At 66.8% G+C, this 20,195-nt stretch carries 17 protein-coding genes and 1 pseudogene; 7 read left to right on the forward strand and 11 right to left on the reverse strand.

The genetic code is table 11. The features are described from left to right. Window positions 1-34: 34 nt before the first annotated feature. Together ceoA and SB771_RS22270 are read right to left on the reverse strand one after the other, a co-directional pair. The gene (gene ceoA, locus SB771_RS22265) at window positions 35-1,252 is read right to left on the reverse strand and encodes a multidrug efflux RND transporter periplasmic adaptor subunit CeoA (RefSeq protein ID WP_011659655.1); all 1,218 of its coding nucleotides are present in this window, start codon (window positions 1,250-1,252) and stop codon (window positions 35-37) included. 31 nt (window positions 1,253-1,283) lie between these two features. Then, entirely contained in the window at window positions 1,284-2,144 is an 861-nt protein-coding gene (locus SB771_RS22270) for an alpha/beta hydrolase (RefSeq protein ID WP_011659656.1), read from the reverse strand. Between the two features lie 170 nt (window positions 2,145-2,314). Here SB771_RS22270 and ceoR point away from each other — a divergent pair, with 170 nt between their 5' ends. Further along, the gene (gene ceoR / locus SB771_RS22275) at window positions 2,315-3,319 is read left to right on the forward strand and encodes a putative multidrug efflux transcriptional regulator CeoR (protein ID WP_006750356.1); all 1,005 of its coding nucleotides are present in this window, start codon (window positions 2,315-2,317) and stop codon (window positions 3,317-3,319) included. Between the two features lie 53 nt (window positions 3,320-3,372). On the opposite strand, the gene SB771_RS22280 is transcribed toward ceoR, so the two are convergent. Together SB771_RS22280 and SB771_RS22285 are read right to left on the reverse strand one after the other, a co-directional pair. Beyond that, window positions 3,373-4,317: a hypothetical protein gene (locus SB771_RS22280; protein WP_175660109.1), complete on the reverse strand. Its 945-nt coding sequence runs from the start codon at window positions 4,315-4,317 to the stop codon at window positions 3,373-3,375. Then, a complete protein-coding gene (locus SB771_RS22285; protein ID WP_175660108.1) occupies window positions 4,289-4,606 on the reverse strand; it encodes an H-NS family nucleoid-associated regulatory protein in 318 nt (105 codons plus the stop codon). Before SB771_RS22285 ends, SB771_RS22280 begins: the two co-directional genes overlap by 29 nt. A 252-nt stretch (window positions 4,607-4,858) precedes the next feature. On the opposite strand from SB771_RS22285, the gene SB771_RS22290 reads away from it, so the two are divergent. After that, on the forward strand, window positions 4,859-5,545 hold the full coding sequence (locus SB771_RS22290) for a response regulator transcription factor (protein WP_138849574.1): 687 nt from the start codon (window positions 4,859-4,861) through the stop codon (window positions 5,543-5,545). A 322-nt stretch (window positions 5,546-5,867) separates the two neighbouring features. Beyond that, window positions 5,868-6,164, forward strand: a complete 297-nt coding sequence (locus SB771_RS22295; RefSeq protein ID WP_175660107.1) for a DUF4148 domain-containing protein — start codon at window positions 5,868-5,870, stop codon at window positions 6,162-6,164. A 236-nt stretch (window positions 6,165-6,400) separates the two neighbouring features. On the opposite strand, the gene SB771_RS22300 is transcribed toward SB771_RS22295, so the two are convergent. Beyond that, window positions 6,401-7,480: a purine-nucleoside phosphorylase gene (locus SB771_RS22300; protein ID WP_175660106.1), complete on the reverse strand. Its 1,080-nt coding sequence runs from the start codon at window positions 7,478-7,480 to the stop codon at window positions 6,401-6,403. 410 nt (window positions 7,481-7,890) lie between these two features. Further along, a complete protein-coding gene (selD, locus tag SB771_RS22305; protein ID WP_012366916.1) occupies window positions 7,891-8,955 on the reverse strand; it encodes a selenide, water dikinase SelD in 1,065 nt (354 codons plus the stop codon). Window positions 8,956-9,063: 108 nt separating this feature from the next. Between selD and SB771_RS22310 the strand changes: the two are divergent. Then, a pseudogene (locus SB771_RS22310) lies at window positions 9,064-9,901 on the forward strand (EamA family transporter). An 88-nt stretch (window positions 9,902-9,989) separates the two neighbouring features. On the opposite strand, the gene SB771_RS22315 reads toward SB771_RS22310, so the two are convergent. Continuing rightward, window positions 9,990-11,498: a PLP-dependent aminotransferase family protein gene (locus SB771_RS22315; protein ID WP_175660105.1), complete on the reverse strand. Its 1,509-nt coding sequence runs from the start codon at window positions 11,496-11,498 to the stop codon at window positions 9,990-9,992. A 119-nt stretch (window positions 11,499-11,617) separates the two neighbouring features. Here SB771_RS22315 and SB771_RS22320 point away from each other — a divergent pair, with 119 nt between their 5' ends. Together SB771_RS22320 and gabD are read left to right on the forward strand one after the other, a co-directional pair. After that, window positions 11,618-12,907: a 4-aminobutyrate--2-oxoglutarate transaminase gene (locus SB771_RS22320; RefSeq protein ID WP_175660104.1), complete on the forward strand. Its 1,290-nt coding sequence runs from the start codon at window positions 11,618-11,620 to the stop codon at window positions 12,905-12,907. Window positions 12,908-12,997: 90 nt separating this feature from the next. After that, on the forward strand, window positions 12,998-14,467 hold the full coding sequence (gene gabD, locus SB771_RS22325) for an NADP-dependent succinate-semialdehyde dehydrogenase (protein WP_165753874.1): 1,470 nt from the start codon (window positions 12,998-13,000) through the stop codon (window positions 14,465-14,467). A 117-nt stretch (window positions 14,468-14,584) separates the two neighbouring features. Here gabD and SB771_RS22330 read toward each other — a convergent pair whose 3' ends face one another. The 3 genes from SB771_RS22330 to SB771_RS22340 all read right to left on the reverse strand — a co-directional run bounded on the left by SB771_RS22330 (window position 14,585) and on the right by SB771_RS22340 (window position 18,263). Continuing rightward, window positions 14,585-16,129 (reverse strand): PAS domain-containing methyl-accepting chemotaxis protein, encoded by a 1,545-nt coding sequence (locus tag SB771_RS22330; RefSeq protein ID WP_175660103.1) that lies wholly within the window; start codon window positions 16,127-16,129, stop codon window positions 14,585-14,587. A 273-nt stretch (window positions 16,130-16,402) separates the two neighbouring features. Beyond that, the gene (locus tag SB771_RS22335; protein ID WP_175660102.1) at window positions 16,403-17,947 is read right to left on the reverse strand and encodes a PAS domain-containing methyl-accepting chemotaxis protein; all 1,545 of its coding nucleotides are present in this window, start codon (window positions 17,945-17,947) and stop codon (window positions 16,403-16,405) included. After that, on the reverse strand, window positions 17,937-18,263 hold the full coding sequence (locus SB771_RS22340) for a hypothetical protein (RefSeq protein ID WP_175660101.1): 327 nt from the start codon (window positions 18,261-18,263) through the stop codon (window positions 17,937-17,939). The genes SB771_RS22335 and SB771_RS22340 overlap by 11 nt, the downstream gene beginning before the upstream one ends. 106 nt (window positions 18,264-18,369) lie before the next feature. On the opposite strand from SB771_RS22340, the gene SB771_RS22345 reads away from it, so the two are divergent. After that, window positions 18,370-18,849, forward strand: a complete 480-nt coding sequence (locus SB771_RS22345; protein WP_410721198.1) for a DUF523 domain-containing protein — start codon at window positions 18,370-18,372, stop codon at window positions 18,847-18,849. 99 nt (window positions 18,850-18,948) lie between these two features. Here SB771_RS22345 and pcaF read toward each other — a convergent pair whose 3' ends face one another. Next, a complete protein-coding gene (gene pcaF / locus SB771_RS22350; protein WP_041491539.1) occupies window positions 18,949-20,151 on the reverse strand; it encodes a 3-oxoadipyl-CoA thiolase in 1,203 nt (400 codons plus the stop codon). Window positions 20,152-20,195 lie beyond the last annotated feature (44 nt).

The raw sequence follows: 20,195 nt of genomic DNA on the forward strand, positions 1-20,195 counted from the left end.
TCTGGTTGAACGCGGAAGCGAAGCGGCGGGCCGCTTACGAATCCGCCTTCGCCGGTGCGGCCGGCTTCGCAGTGCTCGCGAGCGGCGCGGACGGCGCATCGCCGCCCGTCATCGGGACCATGTGCGGCTTCACCTGCTCACCGGGTCGTACGCGCTGCGTGCCGTTCACGATCACGCGGTCGCCGGCGGAAAGTCCGCTCACGATGACGCGCCGGTTGCCGTGCTGCATCCCCTGCTGCACTTCGCGATACGACACGCGGCCCTGCTGGTCGACGACGAACACGAACTTCTTGTCCTGGTCCGTGTTGATCGCCGCGTCGTCGACGAGCAATGCCTGGTGCGGCGCGCTGCCGCCCACCTTCACGCGCGCGTAAAGGCCGGGCACGAGCGCACCGTCGGCATTGTCGAAGCGTGCGCGCACGCGGATCGTCCCGGACGACGTGTCGAGCCGGTTGTCGACCGAATCGATTTCGCCGCTGCGCGAGTAGCCGGTTTCGTTCGCTAGACCGAGCTCGACCGGCACCTTGCGACCGTTGCGCGCGCCGTTGATGTATTGCAGGTAGGTCTGCTCGTCCGCGTCGAACGATGCGTAGATCGGCGACACCGACACCAGCGTCGTCAGCGGCGCGGCCGACGCGCCGGCCGACACGACGTTGCCGAGCGTGATTTCCGCGCGCGACACGCGGCCCGAGACCGGCGCCGTGATCCGCGTATAGCCGAGGTTGATGCGTGCCGTTTCCAGCGCGGCTTCGGCGGCCTTCAGGTTCGCGCTCGCCTCGCGCGCGGCGTTCTGCTTCTCGTCGTAGTCGCGCTTGGCGATCGCGTTGTCGCCAATCAGCCGCTGCGCGCGCTGCCAGTCGCTCTGCGCGTAGCCGTTGCGCGCCTGCGCGCCGGCGAGCTGCGCTGCGGCACGGTCGACTTCCGCCTGGTACGGACGCGGATCGATCACGAACAGCACGTCGCCTTTCTTCACGAGCGCGCCGTCCTTGAAGTTCACCGCGACGATCGTGCCCGACACCTGCGGGCGCACGTCGACTTTCTCGACCGCTTCGAGGCGGCCCGAATAGCTTTGCCAGTCGGTGACGGTCTGCGGCACGACGGTCGCGACGTCGACTTCGGGCAGCGGCGCCGCCGCCTTTTCGGGCGCGTTCGCGCTCACGCGCATCGCGCCGAACGTGCCGAGGCCGACGACGGCGAGCGTCACGATCGCCGCGGTGGCGATTCGGGAACGGGAGGTGCGTAGGATGGCCATGTGGATCTCCAGTAAGCGTGGATTGGTCTGGTTATTCGGAACGGTTCGGCTGGCGCGCCTGGAAGCGGCACTGGAAGAAGCGCACGGCCTCCTCGAGCGCGGCTTCGTGCGTCGCGAGCGCCGCGTGCGTGACGTCCGGGTAGCGGATCACCTGCGTGAGCACGCCCGATGAAATCAGGCAGCCCGCATATTTCTCCGCTTCGACGTGCAGCACGTCGTTCTGCGCGGTGACGACGAGCGTCGGCGGCAGGCCCGCGAGGCGCACCGATTCGAGCGGCGCCGCATACGGGTGCATGCGCTGCGCCGCCTGCGGCAGATAGGCGCGATAACAGGCCGCGCATTCGCGCGCGGTGATGTCGGATGACAGGCGTTCGGCGTCGCCGATGCGCGTCATGCTCGGGTCGAGCATCGGCCCGAACAGCGCCTGCGCGGCGATCGACACTTCGCCGCGATCGCGTGCGATGAACGCGAGACAGTTCGCGAGCTGGCCGCCCGCGTCGTGGCCCGCGACGCCGATCTTCTTCGGATTGCCGCCGAACGCGCGGGCGCGGGTCGCGGCCCACACGGCGGCGCGATACGCATCCTCCGGCGCGGCCGGAAAGGGAAAGGCCGGCGCGAGCGAATAATCGACCGACACTACGAGAGCTGGTAAGCGTTCTGCTAAAAAGCGCGCGGCGAAGTCGGCGTCGTCGAGCGAGCCGCGCACGAAGCCGCCGCCGTGGAAGTAAAGCACTACCGGCAGTCCGGTCTTGTCCGCGCGCCGATACAGGCGCAGCGAGATGTCCTGCGCGTAGCCGGGGATTTCCACCTCCGCGACCGTCAGTGCCGCGCCGGCTCTGGCTTCGGCGGGCAATGCGGCTTTCAGGAATTTGCTGAATTCAGAAGCGTCCATGACGATGCAGGATCCATTTCGAGATGGAACGAATTCTGGGTCCGGCAGACATCGGGATAAATGCCTATAATCCGGCAACACAATTCAACACCCCCGAACAATCCCAGGCTGCGTTTACCCATGAGGTAGCGCAGCCTTGTTGTTCCGGTCATAAGATTGCGGAGGTTGTGATGGACCGGCTTCAGGCCATGCAGGTGTTTACTCGCGTCGTCGATACAAGCAGCTTCACCAAGGCAGCAGAAACGCTCGGCCTGCCGCGGGCGTCCGTCACGACGATCATCCAGAATCTGGAAGCTTTCCTCGGCGTGCGCCTGATGCACCGGACCACGCGCCGGCTGTCGCTCACGCCGGACGGCGCCGCGTACTACGAAAGGTGCGTGCGGATCCTCGCCGATGTCGAGGAAACCGAAGCGAGCTTCCAGGCGAACAACCGGAAGCCGCACGGAAAGTTGCGTATCGACATGCCGGGCTCGATCGGGCGGCTGCTCGTGATCCCGTCCCTATGCGAATTCCATACGCGCTATCCGGACATCGATCTGCAGCTCGGCCTGTCCGACCGGCCGGTCGACCTGCTGCAGGAAGGCGTCGACTGCGTGATCCGCGTCGGTGCGCTGCAGGACTCGTCGCTGGTCGCGCGCCGCGTCGGCCTGTTCGAATGCGTTTCGGTCGCGGCGCCCGCGTATCTGGAGAAGTACGGTGAACCGCAGACGATCGAGGACCTGAGCGATCACAAGGCCGTCAATTACTTCTCGAGCCGCACGGGCCGCACGATCGACTGGACGTTCCTGACCGACGGCAAGGAAGTCGAGGTCAAGATGAACGCGATCGTGTCGGTCAACGACGCCGACGCGTACGTGACCTGCGGGCTCGAAGGCTTCGGGCTGATCCAGCCGCCGCTGTTCATGGTGCTGCCGCACCTGCGCGACGGCCGGCTCAAGGAAGTGCTGCCCGGCCTGAAGCCGCTGCCGATGCCGATCTCGGTCGTGTATCCGCACAGCCGGCACCTGTCGCCGAAGGTGCGCGTGTTCGTCGACTGGATCGCCGAAGTGTTCGACCGCTGCCCGCTGCTGAGCGGCAAGGGCAGCCTCGACGCGACGTGCAGCAAGCGCACGTTCGAGGAAGCCGAGCGCGCGCCGGTGCTCGACACGCCGGTCATCAACGAGTGGGTCGCGTAAAGAGCGACGGTGGGGCAAGCGCTCCGCTTGCCCTCTACGCTTCATCCGCGCGCTCACCGGCCTGACGAGCGCGCGGCGCGGCCGGACCGCCTCACCACCCGCGCGAGCGCCCTCGCCGCGCCGACGCGCTGCCCGCGCACCTGCCGTCCACAGTGACGTTCGACCACGCCGATCTGGTTGCTGAGGAACGCAATCGTCTGCTCGATCCCGCCGCGTACGCTCGGATGGCATCGAGCCAGCAGCTGGTATTCCGCCATCAGCGTGCGCGCGAGTTGCCGCCGGCGCTGCACCAGCGCCTGGACATGCTGCAGTTGCGGGTCGGCAAGCGGCTCGGCAAACCGGGCGTTCGACGGCGCGTCATCGAGTATGCACGCCAGTTCCGTCATCATTCGCGCATGGGCCCCTTTCCCCTCGAGCGGCAAGTCGAGCGAGCGCGCGATGAACGCGCGGGCCTGATGCAGGTGAACGACCGCCACCGGCAAGCGTGCCGCCTGCAGCGCGCACGCCGCTTCGCACTCGTAGCCGCCGGCCGATTCCACCACCACGAGCGCCGGTGACCACTCGGCAATCGCATCGGTCAACGATTCGATGCCGAACGTCTCGTTCCGGTAGCCGAAGACGAGTCGCATCGACGAAGCGCACACTTCGATGATCTCGCGCGTCACGCCGACGCCGACACAAATGCGCTCGGGCATGAGGTCCCCGCCGTCCGGCTGGTTCACGTCCGCGATCATCGACGCCCCCTTCCCATGCGCCGGGAGCAGCAACCGGGGTGACCATTGCGAGAACTGATACAATGGAATTGTAATCTCGAATGGAACCGGTTCCATTTTCGCTCCGCTTCCGTCGATCGTGCGGCCGTTCTCCGCCCCCGTGCGTTGGATTGCCAACGATTCGCGGCCACATCGACCCGGCAAGCGGCGCGGGCACCCTCGATGGCCATTCGATGTTTTTTTATCGACTTCATGATCAGGATTCCTCATCTTCAGGTTGTTCATGCGATTCCGCGTCGATCAGAAATCGGTCTCGATCCTGACCGCGCAACCATACCGGTTCCCGCCCCACTCCCGACCAGGCCTGCCCCGTTTCCGGGTTGAAGTATTTCACCCGTCTCCGCTTCCCCGGCGCACCGCTCTGGGCGGGAAACACGTCCTTGACGCCAAATCCGAATTCCTCGATGCACTGCCGGATTTCGAGCAACACCATGGTCGCAATCGCGAGTCGCTCCCGAACCAGTTGCTCCTCGAGCAGCGCCTTCTTTTCCATGAACGACTTGTACACCAGCATGACCATCCTCCCCGAGCAACTCCTCCAGAATCCCATTGATTTGGATTACTAAAATGCTACGACACTCGATCCGAAGCTTCCATGTTCATGGCCGCCGCGTTCAGAATTGTTGACAATTTCCCGAATCGGACCCATGCGAACATGCGCCGCGGATCGCCGGCCGACATCCGGCGCCAAGCCGGGCGCGAATCCGCGCTATCCGCGTTGCGTCCGGCTCGATATCACCACACGCGACAAATAGGTGCACCCACCATGCACGTTCTATATCTCGAGGACGACACGACGTATGTCGAACTCATCAATTCGATACTGGGAGAGGCGGGACACAGCGTGCATTCCGTCGCCAACGGCCATGAGGCGATCCGCCATCTCGAACGCACGGTCGTCGATCTGCTGATCCTGGACTGGGAGGTACCGGGCCTGTCCGGCTTCGAAGTGCTCAAATGGGCACGCGAGCGGATCGGCGGCACGCTGCCGATCCTGTTCCTGACGATCCGCGCGCACGAAAACGAGGTTTTTTCCGCGATCACGGCGGGCGCCGACGACTACATGATCAAGCCGATCAATCATTTCGAATTGCTGGCGCGCATCAACGCATTGCTGCGCCGCGCCTATCAGGGCGGCGATATCCAGCAGGACGTGCTGGACATCGGCATCTATCGGATCGATACGAAGGCGCGCGAGATATGGGTGAACGGCACCCCGGTGAAGCTGACGCCGCGCGAATTCGAACTCGCCGTCCTGCTGTTTCGCCATTTCGGCCGCATCATGCCTCGCGAAGCGCTGATCCGTTCGCTATGGGGACGCGACATGGCCGGCGCGTCCCGCAGCCTCGACACGCACATCTACCGACTGCGCACGAAACTCGCGCTTCAGCCGTCGAACGGCGTGCGTCTCAGTGCGGTCTACACGCTCGGCTACCGGATCGAAGCGGTCTGACGCACGAGCATTCGATGCGCGGCACAGAAGAGACCTTTACGCCGGCAAGGACAATCGCATCAGCCCACGCGCGATACGCGTCGCACCGCTGTCGCCCTTGCGGCATGGGGCTGCGGGGCGCGGTTCGCCGCCCTGATGGCCGTGTGGAATGCGATTGTTCCGCGCTGACGACAATTCAATTCGCGGCAGTGCCATTTATCGCAGCCGGGCGGACACCTAGAGTAAACCCTGTCGCGCACCTCGTTGCGCATCGAACAGCCCCGTTTGACGGGACCGGAGCCAGCGCCCGCGCGCCAACTCCGACCAACACAGGAGTTACGTCATGAACCGCCGCCACCTTCTTTCCGCGCTCGCCCTCGCACTCGCCGTGTCCGCACCGGCCTTCGCCGATACGAACACCCGGCAAGCCGGCGATTACGGCAACACGTCGTCGTACACGCAGCACAACAATGGTCCGCGCACCCGCGCCGAAGTCAGCGCGGAAGTCGCGCAGGCCCGCCGCGACGGCACGCTGGCCTGGCTGCGCAAGGCGAATTCGTATCCGCAAGGGCTAGAACTCGCGCAAGGCCCGTATCGCTCGATGCCGGAAAGCAACCAGCTCGCAGGCGGGGGCCGGTAAACGTGCAACGCCGCGCAGCGGATGATCCGGTGCGCGGCGTCGTGACATCGCTGTCGAACACGCGATGAGTGAGTCAATTAGCTAGTCAGTTGCAGGAGCCTGTGATGAACGATCAACTTCCTTCGCCGCTCGATCATTGGGACGACACCACACCGGTCTGGACACCGTTCCGTTCGGCGCCGCGGTCGTCGCACTGATCGCCACGTCGACGTCCCGCTGATGCCGTCGTGCTGCCGTCAACGGCGCGGCACGCCGTCACGCCACTCGCCCCAGTGCGTGACGATGTCCTGAACGAGCGGATTGCCCGCGCGGTACAGGTTCTCGGTCGCCGGCGCGAAGCCGCCCTGGTCCGCGTAGTTCAGCAGGTTGTCCGCGCTCGTCTGCCCCGCATACGGCCGGTCGAAGTCGGACCCCGTGCGCAGCACCGCGACGCGCGACAGGTCGACCCGCTTCACGCTCGCCGCGCGCTTGAGCGCTTCAAATGTTGCGTTGTCTTCCTGCGCGGTCATGCAGTAGGTGCCCTTGCCGTCGGTCAGGATCTTCGTCCACTGACGCGCGCGCTCGCCGATCAGCGTGCCCGAGAACCACGTGTTGCCCGATGACGTGTCGCACTGGATCACCGTCGGCGGCCGGTTCGCCGGCGCGTACGTAAACTTCGCGCGCGCGGCCTGGGCCTGCGCGCTGTCGGCGAGCACGACGTTGCGCGACAGCGCATACGCGGCGTCGGTCAGCTGCGGATTGAGCTGGAACACTTCGGTGCGGTAGTCGAGCGGCGGCTTGTCGTTCGGACTTTTCGTGTTGATGCCGAGAAAGCCCGTGTTCCAGCCGGCCGGAATCTCGCGCGCATCGAGCTCCCACTGCAGGCTGAAATCCACCAGATATTTCGACCATGCCGCGGAGCCGACCGTGCCTTGCGCGGGGTCGACGCCCGCGATGCCCGAGATCAGGAAATACGTGCGGCGTAGGTCGAAGCGCTGCGAGAACGTGAGCGCCATGATCGTCGCCGACGCGTTCGCATAGCCCATGCCGGTCGTGACCACGCACACGTCCTGCTTGTTGCAGTGGACGTTCGGGTAGTCGGGCGACAGGCCCGGCACGGCGATGTCGCGCCACGGGCCGATGCGGTCGAGCCACGCCTGGCCCTCCGGACCGAACATCGTGATGATCATGACCTTGACCGGGCGGCCCTGTGCACCGGTTTCGGCGAATGCGGCGTTGCTCGCGTTGTTGCCGGGGTTGTCCTGCGCGATCGACGGCGCGGTTGCACAGGCCGCGAGCGAGAAGGCGGCAGCGGAAAGGATGGAGCGAGTCAGCATCGGCGTTCCTTGTTTCGGGATGTTGGGTGAGAACGGCTGTCGGAGACTGCGCGACGAGTATAGAACGCGCTTGCGTGATGCGGAACCCGACTACGAAACGGCGGGCGGTGCTGCGGTGCCGGTGCGATGCGGGTGCAACGCGCGTGCAACGCATGACGGCATGCGTCGGAATTCGCGCGCAATTGCGCTGCAATCGACGTCCGCTGCACGAAACAAACTCAGGAATACTATGCGGTTTATCGACACGCCGGCGGCCGTGTTTGCACAACCGCCACGCCAAGCAGCGCAACGGGCCCGACCGACAGCGCGATCGTCAGCCCGAACAGGAAATCGTTCACCGGTCCTCGATGCCTTCGACGGAAGGCATCGATTCTAACCACGTCAAAATGATCCGCCGTATGAATGAGGCGTCAGGCAACGTCGACGCGCGAAGGCCCGTCCACCATCTCGCCGATCACGGCCGCGCGGTCGAAACCGTCGGCGCGGAAGCAGGCGAGCACGTCGTCCACCGCTTCCGGCGCACACGCGACCAGCAGCCCGCCCGACGTCTGCGGATCGGTCAGCAGCGCCTGCGCGACGGGCGGCAGCCCGTCGGCGAGCCGGACATCGGTGCCGTACGCCGCCCAGTTGCGGCCCGACGCACCGGTGAACACGCCGTCGGCGACGAACGCCTCGACACCCGCGAGCCACGGCAGCGACGCGTAATGCACGCGTGCGGTGAGGTTCGCGCCGCGGGCGAGCTCGAGCGTGTGCCCGAGCAGCCCGAAGCCCGTGACGTCGGTCAGCGCGTGCACGCCCGGCAGCGCGGCGAGCTCGGCGCCCGGCCGGTTCAGCTTGGTGGTGGTGGCGACCATCTGCGCGTAGCCCGCGGCATCGAGCTGGTTCTTCTTCAGCGCGGCCGACAGCACGCCGACGCCGAGCGGCTTGCCGAGCACGAGCACGTCGCCCGCGCGCGCGGCCGCGTTGCGCTTCACGCGCGACGGATGCACGACGCCAATCGCCGCGAGTCCGTAGATCGGCTCGACCGAATCGATCGAATGGCCGCCCGCGACCGGAATGCCGGCCTCCGCGCACACCGATTCACCGCCGCGCAGGATCGCCGCGATCGTCTCGTGCGGCAGCACGTTGATCGGCATCCCGACCAGCGCGAGCGCGAGAATCGGCTTGCCGCCCATCGCATAGACGTCCGATAGCGCGTTGGTCGCCGCGATGCGGCCGAAGTCGAACGGATCGTCGACAATCGGCATGAAGAAGTCGGTCGTCGCGACGATCGCCTGCTCGTCGTTCAGCCGGTAGACGGCCGCGTCGTCGGAGGTCTCGGTGCCGACCAGCAGATCCGGGAACAACGCCGGCGGCGTCGCCCGCTTCAGCAGCTCGGACAGCACGCCCGGCGCGATCTTGCAGCCGCAGCCGCCCCCGTGCGACAGGCTCGTGAGGCGCGGAACGGCGGGCGGGGTAAGGGTGGCTTCGGTCATCGTCGGCATCCGGTGAATAACAACGTTCCATTATCGACAATTCCGCGCGAGCGCGCCCGATACCCACATAATTGACGGCGCCCGCCGCTCCCGCCCCTCTCTTCGTTCATGGATCACCTCTTCATCGGCCTCGTGCTGTGCTCCGCGCTGCTGCATGCGATCTGGAATGCGTTCCTGCATGTCAGCGAGGATCGGCTCGTGCAGCTCGGCACGATGTCGCTGCCGTATCTCGCATTCGGCGCGGCGGGCGCCGCGCTGCTGCCCGCGCCGGCGCCCGCCGCATGGCCGTACATCGCCGCGTCGGCCGCGCTCGAGGTCGCCTACTGTTTCACGCTCGCGCGTGCGTACCGCAACGGCGAGTTCGGCCAGATCTATCCGATCGCGCGCGGGATTTCGCCGCTGCTCGTGTCGGTGCTCGCGCTGGCAGCGCTGCACGAGCAGCCGACCCCGTTCGGCTTCGCGGGTATCGCGCTGGTGTCGTTCGGCATCATGTCGCTCGCGCTGCGGCGCGGCTTCAGGTTCTCCGGGGAAGGCGTGCCGTATGCGCTGCTCACCGGCGTGTTCATTGCCGCGTATTCGATCTGCGACGGCGTCGGCTCGCGCGTGTCCGGCAGCGCGCTCGGCTACATCGCGTGGGTGTACCTGCTGTGGAGCGTGCCGCAGCTCGTGCTGGTCTGCGCGCTGCGCGGCGGCCCGCGCGCGGTGCTCGGTTCGCGCACCGCGCTCACGCAGGGCGCGATCGCCGGCACGATCTCGCTCGCCGCGTACGGCATCGTGATGCCTCGCGTACCGGCACCTGCCGGTCGCGACGGTTTCGGCGCTGCGCGAGACGAGCTCGATCTTCGCGGTCGCGATCGGCTGGTTCGTGATGCGCGAGCGGCCCGGCGCGCAGCGGCTCGCCGCATGCGCGCTGGTGGTCGCGGGCGCGGCGCTGATTCGGCTTTGAGCGAGCAGAGGCGCGCCGCGCGGCGCAGGCGCCGGCCTCGCCTCGACATCCTGCATCACGCCGCGACAGTGCCGTCGCATCGCCCCCGTCAAGCCGGCGCAACGATCTCGCCGAACGCCCGCTCGTCGATCGCCTCGGCGAGCGTCGCGAACGCCGTCGCGATTTCGTCTTCCGGCACGCACGCATAGCCGAGCAGCAACCCCGACGCCGCGCGTTCGCGCTCCGCGTAATAGCCGGACAGCGGCCGCACGACGATATTGCGTTCGAGCGCGGCCTGCGCGACCGCGCGATCGTCGACGCCATCGGGCAATTGCGTGACGAGATGCAGCCCGGCGTCGCTGCCGAGTGCGTGCAGCGTATCGCCGTAGCGGCGCGCGACCGCATCGAGCAGCACCTCGCGGCGCTGCCCGTACAGCGTGCGCATCTTGCGGATATGCGACACGAAGTGCCCTTCCGCGATGAACTCGGCGAGCACGGCCTGCTGCAGCAGCTGACCCTCGCGGTACAGTTCGGCGCTCGCGGTCGCAAAGCTTTCCGCGAGCGGCTCCGGCGCGACCAGATAGCCGACCCGCAGCCCCGGGAACAGCGTCTTGCCGAAACTGCCGACGTAGATCACCTGCCCGGCCGTATCGAGCCCCTGCAGCGACGCGAGCGGCCGGCTGCCGTAGCGGAATTCGCTGTCGTAGTCGTCCTCGATGATCCAGCAGCCGTGCTGGCGCGCATATTCGAGCAGCATCCGCCGCCGCGCGAGGCTCATCACCATCCCGAGCGGATACTGGTGCGACGGCGTGACGAGCATCAGCTTCGGCGGCTCGGCAAGATCGGCGGCCGATGGCGCGATCCCCTCGTCGTCGACCGGAATCGGCCGCGTGGTCAGCCCCGACACGTTCAGCACGCTGCGCACGCCCCAGTAGCACGGATCCTCGGTCCAGATGGCGTCGCCCGGATCGGTCAGCAGCCGCACCGCGAGGTCGATCGACTGGTGGATGCCGGTCGTGATCACGATCTGCTCGGGCGTGCAGCGCACCGAGCGCGACGTGCGCAGGTAGTCGGCCAGCGCCTCGCGCAACAGCGCGAGCCCGCCGCCCGGCGCGTAGGTCAGCAGGTCCGGGCGCAGGCGCCGCCAGTACTTGTTATGCAGCCGCGTCCACACGCGCGCCGGAAAGCGCGACACATCGGGCACGCCCGGCATGAACGCGCCGCCCTGGCGCTTCGACACGCCCGCGCCTTCGACGAGCCGCGTGCCGCGCACGGACAGCCGCCGCGCGGACGATGGCACCACCGCCGGGCCGGCGGCCGGATCGGGCGGCGCGCCGACGATCTCGTCCGGCGCGCTGTCGGCGACGAAGGTGCCGCGCCCCGTGGCCGAGTTCACATAGCCTTCGAGCGCAAGCTGTTCGTAAACCTGCGTGACCGTGTTGCGGGCGATCCCGAGCTCGGCCGCGAGCAGCCGCGACGACGGCACGCGCGTGCCGGCCGGCAGTTCGCGCGACAGGATCGCCTGCTGCAGCAGCCGATGCAGCTGTCGGTAGATCGGCTGTTCGCCGCCGCGCACGAGGCGCTGCGCCAGCCAGTCCGACAACACGCTTGCGCGCATGATTGGCTCCTGATTATTTATTGAAATGGCTCTGATTGTCAGAGCCAAATGTGATTATAGTCGCCTCCATGGGCTGCCAACGCGGCCGATTTTTATCCCACCGGACAGACATCAAGGAGATGACCGTGAAGAATGCCGACCTGCAGGCCCGCAAGAACGCCGCCACCCCGCGCGGCGTCGGCGTGATGTGTGATTTCTACGCAGCCCGCGCCGAGAATGCGGAGCTGTGGGATGTCGAAGGCCGCCGCTTCATCGATTTCGCCGCCGGCATCGCGGTGCTGAACACGGGCCATCGCCACCCGAAGATCGTCAAGGCGATCACGGAGCAACTGAACAGCTTCACGCACACCGCTTACCAGATCGTCCCGTACGCGTCGTACGTCGAGCTGGCCGAGAAGATCAACGAACGCGCGCCGGGCGACTTCCCGAAAAAGACGGCCTTCTTCACGACCGGCGCCGAAGCCGTCGAAAACGCGATCAAGATCGCACGCGCCGCGACCGGCCGTCCGGGTGTCATCGCGTTCTCGGGCGGCTTCCACGGCCGCACGATGATGGGCATGGCGCTGACCGGCAAGGTCGCCCCGTACAAGCTGAACTTCGGCCCGTTCCCGGGCGACGTGTTCCACGCCCCGTACCCGAACGCGCTGCACGGCGTGAGCACGGCCGATTCGATCAAGGCGATCGAGATGCTGTTCAAGGCCGACATCGATCCGAAGCGCGTCGCCGCGATCATCTTCGAACCGGTCCAGGGCGAAGGCGGTTTCTACCCGGCGCCGGCCGAGTTCGTGCGCGCGCTGCGCAAGATCTGTAACGAATACGGCATCCTGCTGATCGCCGACGAAGTGCAAACGGGCTTCGCCCGCACCGGCAAGCTGTTCGCGATGCAGCACTACGACGTGCTGGCCGACCTGATCACGATGGCGAAGAGCCTCGCGGGCGGCATGCCGCTGTCGGGCGTCGTCGGCCGTGCCGACGTAATGGATGCGGCGGCTCCCGGCGGCCTCGGCGGCACCTACGCGGGCAACCCGCTGGCGGTCGCGTCGGCGCACGCGGTGCTCGAGATCATCGACGAAGAGAAACTGTGCGAGCGCGCGACGCAACTCGGCGACGTGCTGAAGGCGAAGCTGAATTCGCTGCAGGCCGACGTGCCGCAGATCGCCGACGTGCGCGGCCCGGGCGCGATGGTCGCGGTCGAGTTCCTGAAGCCGGGTTCGGGCGAGCCGGACGCCGACTTCACGAAGCGCGTGCAGGCGCGTGCGCTCGAGCGCGGGCTGCTGCTGCTCGTATGCGGCGTGTACTCGAACGTCGTGCGCTTCCTGTTCCCGCTGACGATTCCGCAGGCCGTGTTCGACGAAGCGCTCGTGATCCTCGAGGAAGTGCTGAAGGAGACGGTCGGCGTGCCGGCCTGAGTTCCCGCCGTCTTCAATTGATTGCGCCGCCGCCGTCTTCATGACGGCGGCGGCCGTTTCATCCGTCCTTTTTCAAAGCAGGCTATTCATATGAGCACGGTTCAGGAAACCCTGGCACTGAAAGATCCGTCGCTGTTCCGCCAGCAGGCGTACGTCAACGGCGAATGGCAAGGCGCGGCGAACGGCGAGTCGTTCGAAGTCCGCAACCCGGCGACCGGCGGCCTGCTCGGCACCGTGCCGGCGATGGGCACGGCCGAGACGCGCCACGCGATCGACGCCGCGAACGCCGCATGGCCGGCGTGGCGCAAGAAGACCGCGAAGGAGCGCGCGGCGATCCTGCGCAAGTGGCACGACCTGATGATGGAAAACGCCGACGACCTCGCGCTGATCCTGACCACCGAGCAGGGCAAGTCGCTGGCCGAGGCGAAGGGCGAGATCGGCTACGCGGCATCGTTCCTCGAGTGGTTCGCGGAAGAAGGCAAGCGCGTGTACGGCGACACGATTCCGACGCCGGCGAGCGACAAGCGCATCGTCGTGACGAAGGAAGCGATCGGCGTGTGCGCGGCGATCACGCCGTGGAACTTCCCGGCGGCGATGATCACCCGCAAGGTCGGCCCGGCGCTCGCGGCGGGCTGCCCGATCGTCGTGAAGCCGGCCGAGGCGACGCCGTTCTCCGCGCTCGCGATGGCCGTGCTGGCCGAGCGCGCGGGCGTGCCGGCCGGCGTGTTCAGCGTCGTCACGGGCGACCCGAAGGCGATCGGCGGCGAGCTGACGTCGAACCCGATCGTGCGCAAGCTGTCGTTCACCGGCTCGACGCCGGTCGGCCGCCTGCTGATGGCGCAATGCGCGGCGACGGTCAAGAAGGTGTCGCTGGAGCTTGGCGGCAACGCGCCGTTCATCGTGTTCGACGATGCCGATCTCGATGCGGCCGTGCAGGGCGCGATCGCGTCGAAGTACCGCAACAGCGGCCAGACGTGCGTGTGCACGAACCGCTTCTACGTGCACGAAGCCGTATACGACCAGTTCGCGCAGAAGCTCGCGGCGGCGGTCGGCGAGCTGAAGGTCGGTCGCGGCACGGAGCCGGGCGTCACGCAGGGTCCGCTGATCAACGAAGCGGCCGTGCTGAAGGTCGAGGCGCACATCGAGGACGCGCTCGCGAAGGGCGCGACCGTCGTGACGGGCGGCAAGCGCCATGCGCTCGGCCACGGCTTCTTCGAGCCGACCGTGCTGACGGGCGTCACGCCGGCGATGAAGGTCGCGAAGGAAGAGACGTTCGGGCCGCTCGCGCCGCTGTTCAAATTCAGCAGCGACGACGAGGTGATCCGCCTCGCGAACGACACCGAGTTCGGGCTGGCCGCCTACTTCTTCAGTCGCGACATCGGCCGCGTGTGGAAGGTCGCCGAAGCGCTCGAATACGGGATGGTCGGCGTGAACACGGGACTGATCTCGAACGAAGTCGCGCCGTTCGGTGGCGTCAAGCAATCGGGCCTCGGCCGCGAAGGCTCGCACTACGGCATCGACGACTACGTCGTGATCAAGTACCTCTGCCTGGCTGTTTGATGGTTCGTGGCCTGTCGCGTTCGTGACAGGCCCTGACTGCCCGGCCGGAACCGGGCGGTCACGACGCGGGCCGGTATCCCTCTCCGCCGTGTCCGCGTCGCCTCCGCCCCCCCGCTTTCACCGAAACACGTTCACCGCGTCCACCAGCCGCGTCGCCTGCTGCTTGAGGCTTTCCGACGCCGCCGTGCTTTGCTCGACCAGCGCGGCGTTCTGCTGCGTGATGTTGTCCAGATGCACGACCGCCTGGTCGACCTGCGCGACGCCGGTGCTCTGCTCGGCTGTCGACGAGCTGATTTCCGCGATCAGGTCCGACACGCGTTTCACCTGCGTGACGATGTCCTCCATCGTCTTGCCGGCGCCATCAACGATGCGTGCGCCGGATTCGACGCGGTCGACGCTCGCGCCGATCAACGTCTTGATTTCCTTCGCCGCGTTCGCGCTGCGCTGCGCGAGTGCCCTCACCTCGCCGGCGACCACCGCGAAACCACGCCCCTGATCGCCCGCGCGCGCCGCTTCGACCGCCGCATTCAGCGCGAGAATGTTGGTCTGGAACGCGATCCCGTCGATCACGCCGATGATGTCGGAAATCTTGCGCGAACTCGCCGTGATGTCGTTCATCGTCGCGACGACCTCGCTCACCGCCTGCCCGCCGCGCTCGGCCGCGTCGCTCGCGGACACCGACAACTGGTTCGCCTGCAGCGCCGTCTCCGCATTGCTCGACACCGTGGCCGTCATCTCGGCCATCGACGCGGCCGTCTGCTGCACGCTGGTCGACGCCTGTTCGGTACGCGCGCTCAGGTCGTTGTTGCCTTGCGCGATCTCGTTGCTCGCGCGCTGCACGTTGTGCACCTGCTCGCTGACGTCGTCGACGAGCCAACGGAACATCAACCCGAGCTGGTTGATCGTGCGCAGCGTCATGCCGATCTCGTCGACGCGGTTCATCGCGACACCGGTGCGGCTCTCGCCGGTCGCGACGCGCAACGCCTGATCGCGCAACTGCATCAGCGGTCGCGCGATCTGCGCGTCGAGCCACAGCCCGGCCGCAACCGATATGCCGGCCGTCGCGGCCGCGAACGCCGCGAGCCCGCCACCGGTCAGCCCGCACGCCCACCCGGCGCCGACGACGGCCGGCGCGAGCACGCACAGCGTCGAATGCAGCCGCGCCCGCACCGACATCGTCTGGAACAGCGACGCGACGCGCATCAGCCCGGTCCGCACGATCAGCCCCTTGTGGAAACGGCGGTTGCCGGCCTTGCCTTCGCGGAACGCGCGATACAGCGCGTCGGCCGCCGCGATCTCGTCGCGCGACGCCTTCGTGCGCACCGACATGTAGCCCGTCGGCTGCCCGTTGCGCATCACCGGCACCGTATTCGAGCGCACCCAGTAGTGATCGCCGTTCTTGCGGCGGTTCTTCACGAGTGCCGTCCACGGTTCACCGTTCTTCAGCGTCGCCCACATGTCGGCGAACGCCTCTTTCGGCATGTCCGGGTGCCGCACGACGTTGTGCGGCTGACCTTCGATCTCCTCGGGAGAAAATCCGCTGACCTGGATGAACGCGGCGTTCGCGTACTTGATGTAACTGTCCGCGTCGGTGGTCGACATCAGCGTCGCGTCGTCGGGAAATTCGAATTCGCGTTGGGTGACAGGCTGGTTATTGCGCATGGTGTGGAGTTCCGGGTTGCGGATCTTGCGTCCGCTTGTGGATGGGATCGAGACCGTACGCAGCGCGGTCGGCCCGCATGCGTTCGGTCACACTCCTGCGCTTTCGGCAAATCTGACGAAAACATTATGCCGGGCACGGGTAAATATGTATTAGATATGCATCATCTTGATTCAGTCGAACACTTTGTTTATACGTGAATCAAAAAATCCATTTTTATCCGATACCCATTCGAATCTCGTCAAATCGGAAACTCGGAGATTCGCCGCCGACGATTACCGAAACACGTTCACCGCATCGACGAGCCGTGTCGCCTGCTGCTTGAGGCTTTCCGACGCCGCCGCGCTTTGCTCGACCAGCGCCGCGTTCTGCTGCGTGATGTTGTCCAGATGCACGACCGCCTGGTCGACCTGCGCGACGCCGGTGCTCTGCTCGGCCGTCGACGAGCTGATTTCCGCGATCAGGTCCGACACGCGCTTCACCTGCGTGACGATGTCCTCCATCGTCCTGCCCGCATCGTCGACCCGCCGGGCACCCGACTCGACCCGGTCGACGCTCGCGCCGATCAGCGTCTTGATTTCCTTCGCGGCGTTCGCGCTGCGCTGCGCGAGCGCCCTCACCTCGCCGGCAACCACCGCGAAACCGCGCCCCTGTTCGCCCGCGCGTGCCGCTTCGACCGCCGCGTTCAGCGCAAGGATGTTGGTCTGGAACGCGATCCCGTCGATCACGCCGATGATGTCGGCGATCTTGCGCGAGCTCTCGGTGATGTCGCGCATCGTCGTGACGACTTCGCTCACCGCCTGCCCGCCGCGCTCGGCCGCATCGCTCGCGGACACCGCAAAGCGGTTCGCCTGGAGCGCGGTCTCCGCATTGCTGTCGACGGTCGCCGTCATCTCGGCCATCGATGCGGCCGTCTGCTGCACGCTCGACGCGGCCTGTTCGGTGCGCGCGCTCAGGTCGTTGTTGCCCTGGGCGATCTCGTTGCTCGCGCGCTGCACGTTGTGCACCTGCTCGCTGACATCGTCGACGAGCCAACGGAACATCAGCCCGAGCTGATTGATCGTGCGCAGCGTCATGCCGATCTCGTCGACGCGGTTCATCCGCACGCCGCGCCGGCTTTCGCCGGTCGCGACATTCAGCGCCTGGTCGTGCAGCTGCTTCAGCGGACGCACGATCTGCGCATCGAGCCACAGCCCAGCCGCCACCGACACGCCGGCCGTCGCCGCCGCAAACGCCGCGAGCCCACCACCGGTCAGCCCGCAGGCCCAGCCCGCGCCGACGACGGCCGGCGCCAGCACGCACAGCGCCGCATGAACGCGCGCGCGCACCGACATCGTTTGCGGCAGCGACGCGATGCGCAGCAGCCCGGTCCTGACGATCAAGCCCTTGTGGAAGCGGCGCTGGCCCGCCTTGCCCTCGCTGAACGCACGATACAGCGGGTCGACGGCCGCGACCTCGTCGCGCGGCGCGCGGGTGCGCACCGACATATAGCCGTGCGGCGCGCCGTTGCGCATCACGGGCACCGCGTTCGCGCGCACCCAGTAATGGTCGCCGTTCTTGCGGCGGTTCTTCACGAGCGCGGTCCACGGTTCGCCGTTCTTCAGCGTCGCCCACATGTCGGCGAACGCCTCCTTCGGCATGTCCGGGTGCCGCACGACGTTGTGTGGCTGGCCGACGAGGTCGTCGGTCGAGAAGCCGCTCACATGCGCGAACGTCGTGTTCGCGTAGGTGATGATGCTGTCGGCATCGGTGGTCGACATCAGCGTGACGTCGTCGGGGAATTCGAATTCTTGTTGGGTGACAGGCTGGTTATTGCGCATGCGGGGCTCCAAAAGGCGGATCCGGGCACAGGATCCGCGCGGCGCGAAAATCACGCTCAGTAGCCGAAAAACGGTTTATCGCTTCACGACGGTCTCCTCTAACTGTCGGCAATTTCCGGAAAAACCTTAATCCGGACACGCGTAAAATATCGAATTCGGCCTTCAGGATGATTTCGATCAAATAATCCCGTGATAAACACGCCCGGCGCTTTGCGGGATGCAATCCGATTGCGTTATGGGATAACGTCAAGCGACGCACCAATTCAGGCAATCGTTGCGCGCAACGAAACGATTCAGCCTGATCGGCTTCATTCAACCGGCATTCTCGAACGCGTATTTCCATTCGCCCGATACCACCCACACGGAGAACGACATTGCAGAACCCGCCGCGGCCGCCAGCCACGCCGAAGATCCTCGTCAGCATGTGCGTGCTCGGTCACCCCGTCCGATACAACGGCTCGGCGAAGACCGCCGCGCACGAAACGCTCGCACGGTGGCAGCGTGAAGGGCGTCTGGTGCCCGTGTGTCCGGAACTCGCAGGGGGCATGAGCGTGCCGCGTCCGCCCGCCGAAATCGCGAACGGCGAATCGGGGCAACGCGTTCTGGTGGGTGCCGCGCGCATCGTCGACGTGCACGGTACCGACGTGACGGCGCAGTTCGTCGACGGTGCGCAAGCGGCGCTCGCGCTGGCACGCGCGCACGATTGCCGCTTCGCGATCCTCGCGGACGGGAGTCCGTCGTGCGGAAGCAATTTCATTTACGACGGGAGTTTTGCGGGCCGGCGGCTTGCCGGCGCCGGCGTGACGGCGGCGCTGCTGCGCCAGCACGGCGTGGAGGTATTCGCGGACACCGAGATCGACGCGCTCGCCGCGCGCCTCGCGCAACCATCGCCCGCTGAATGACGATGTGGCCGGCACGAAGATCGCGCGCGGCCACATCGTTCGAAAAGGAAACACAGTGAAGCGGCGCGCATGCCGCGCGCGCTTCACCGCATCACGCGATCACACGCGTTCGATCGCGATCGCGATGCCTTGGCCGACGCCGATGCACATGGTGCACAGCGCGAAGCGGCCGTTGGTGCGATGCAGCTGGTACATCGCGGTCGTGACCAGACGCGCGCCCGACGCGCCGAGCGGATGACCGAGCGCGATCGCGCCGCCGTTCGGGTTCACGCGGGGATCGTCGTCGGCGACGCCGAGCATGCGGAGCACCGCGAGGCCCTGCGACGCGAACGCTTCGTTCAGCTCGATCACGTCGAACTGGTCGATCGTCATCCCGAGCCGCGCGAGCAGCTTCTGCGTGGCCGGCGCGGGGCCGATGCCCATCACGCGCGGCGCGACGCCGGCCGTCGCGATGCCGAGCACGCGGGCGCGCGGCGTCAGGCCGAAGCGCTTCGCGGTAGCCTCGTTCGCGAGCAGCAGCGCAGCGGCGCCGTCGTTGACGCCCGACGCGTTGCCGGCCGTCACCGAGCCGTCCGGACGCACGACGCCCTTCAGCTTCGCGAGCGCTTCGAGCGACGTTTCGCGCGGATGCTCGTCCCGCGAAAAGACGACCGGATCGCCCTTCTTCTGCGGAATCGTGACCGATACGATTTCCTCGGCGAGCGTGCCGTCTTGTTGCGCTCGCGCGGCCTTCTGCTGGCTGCGCAGCGCGAACAGATCCTGATCGGCGCGGCTGATGTTGTAGTCGACCGCGACGTTCTCGCCCGTCTCCGGCATCGAATCCACGCCATGCAGCTGTTTCATCAGCGGATTGACGAAACGCCAGCCGATCGTCGTGTCGTAGATGTCGGCCTGGCGCGCGAACGCGCTGGCGGCCTTGCCCATCACGAACGGCGCGCGCGTCATGCTTTCGACGCCGCCGGCCACCATCAGCGCGGCCTCGCCCGACTTGATCGCGCGCGCGGCCACACCGACCGCGTCCATTCCGGAACCGCACAGGCGATTGATCGTCGAACCCGGCACGCCCTCCGGCAGGCCCGCGAGTAGCGCGGACATGCGCGCGACGTTGCGGTTGTCCTCGCCGGCCTGGTTCGCGCAGCCGTAGATCACGTCGTCGATTGCCGTCCAGTCGACGTCGCGGTTGCGCTCGACGAGCGCCTTGAGCGGCACCGCGCCGAGGTCGTCGGCGCGCACGCCGGACAGCGCGCCGCCGTAACGGCCGATCGGGGTACGAATCGCATCACACAGAAAAGCTTCGGTCATCAGTGTCTCCGGTCTCATGCAAAGCAGGGAAGTGAATGAAACGC

This window comes from Burkholderia sp. SIMBA_051 (assembly GCF_046534915.1).
Classification (GTDB): Bacteria; Pseudomonadota; Gammaproteobacteria; order Burkholderiales; family Burkholderiaceae; genus Burkholderia; species Burkholderia ambifaria.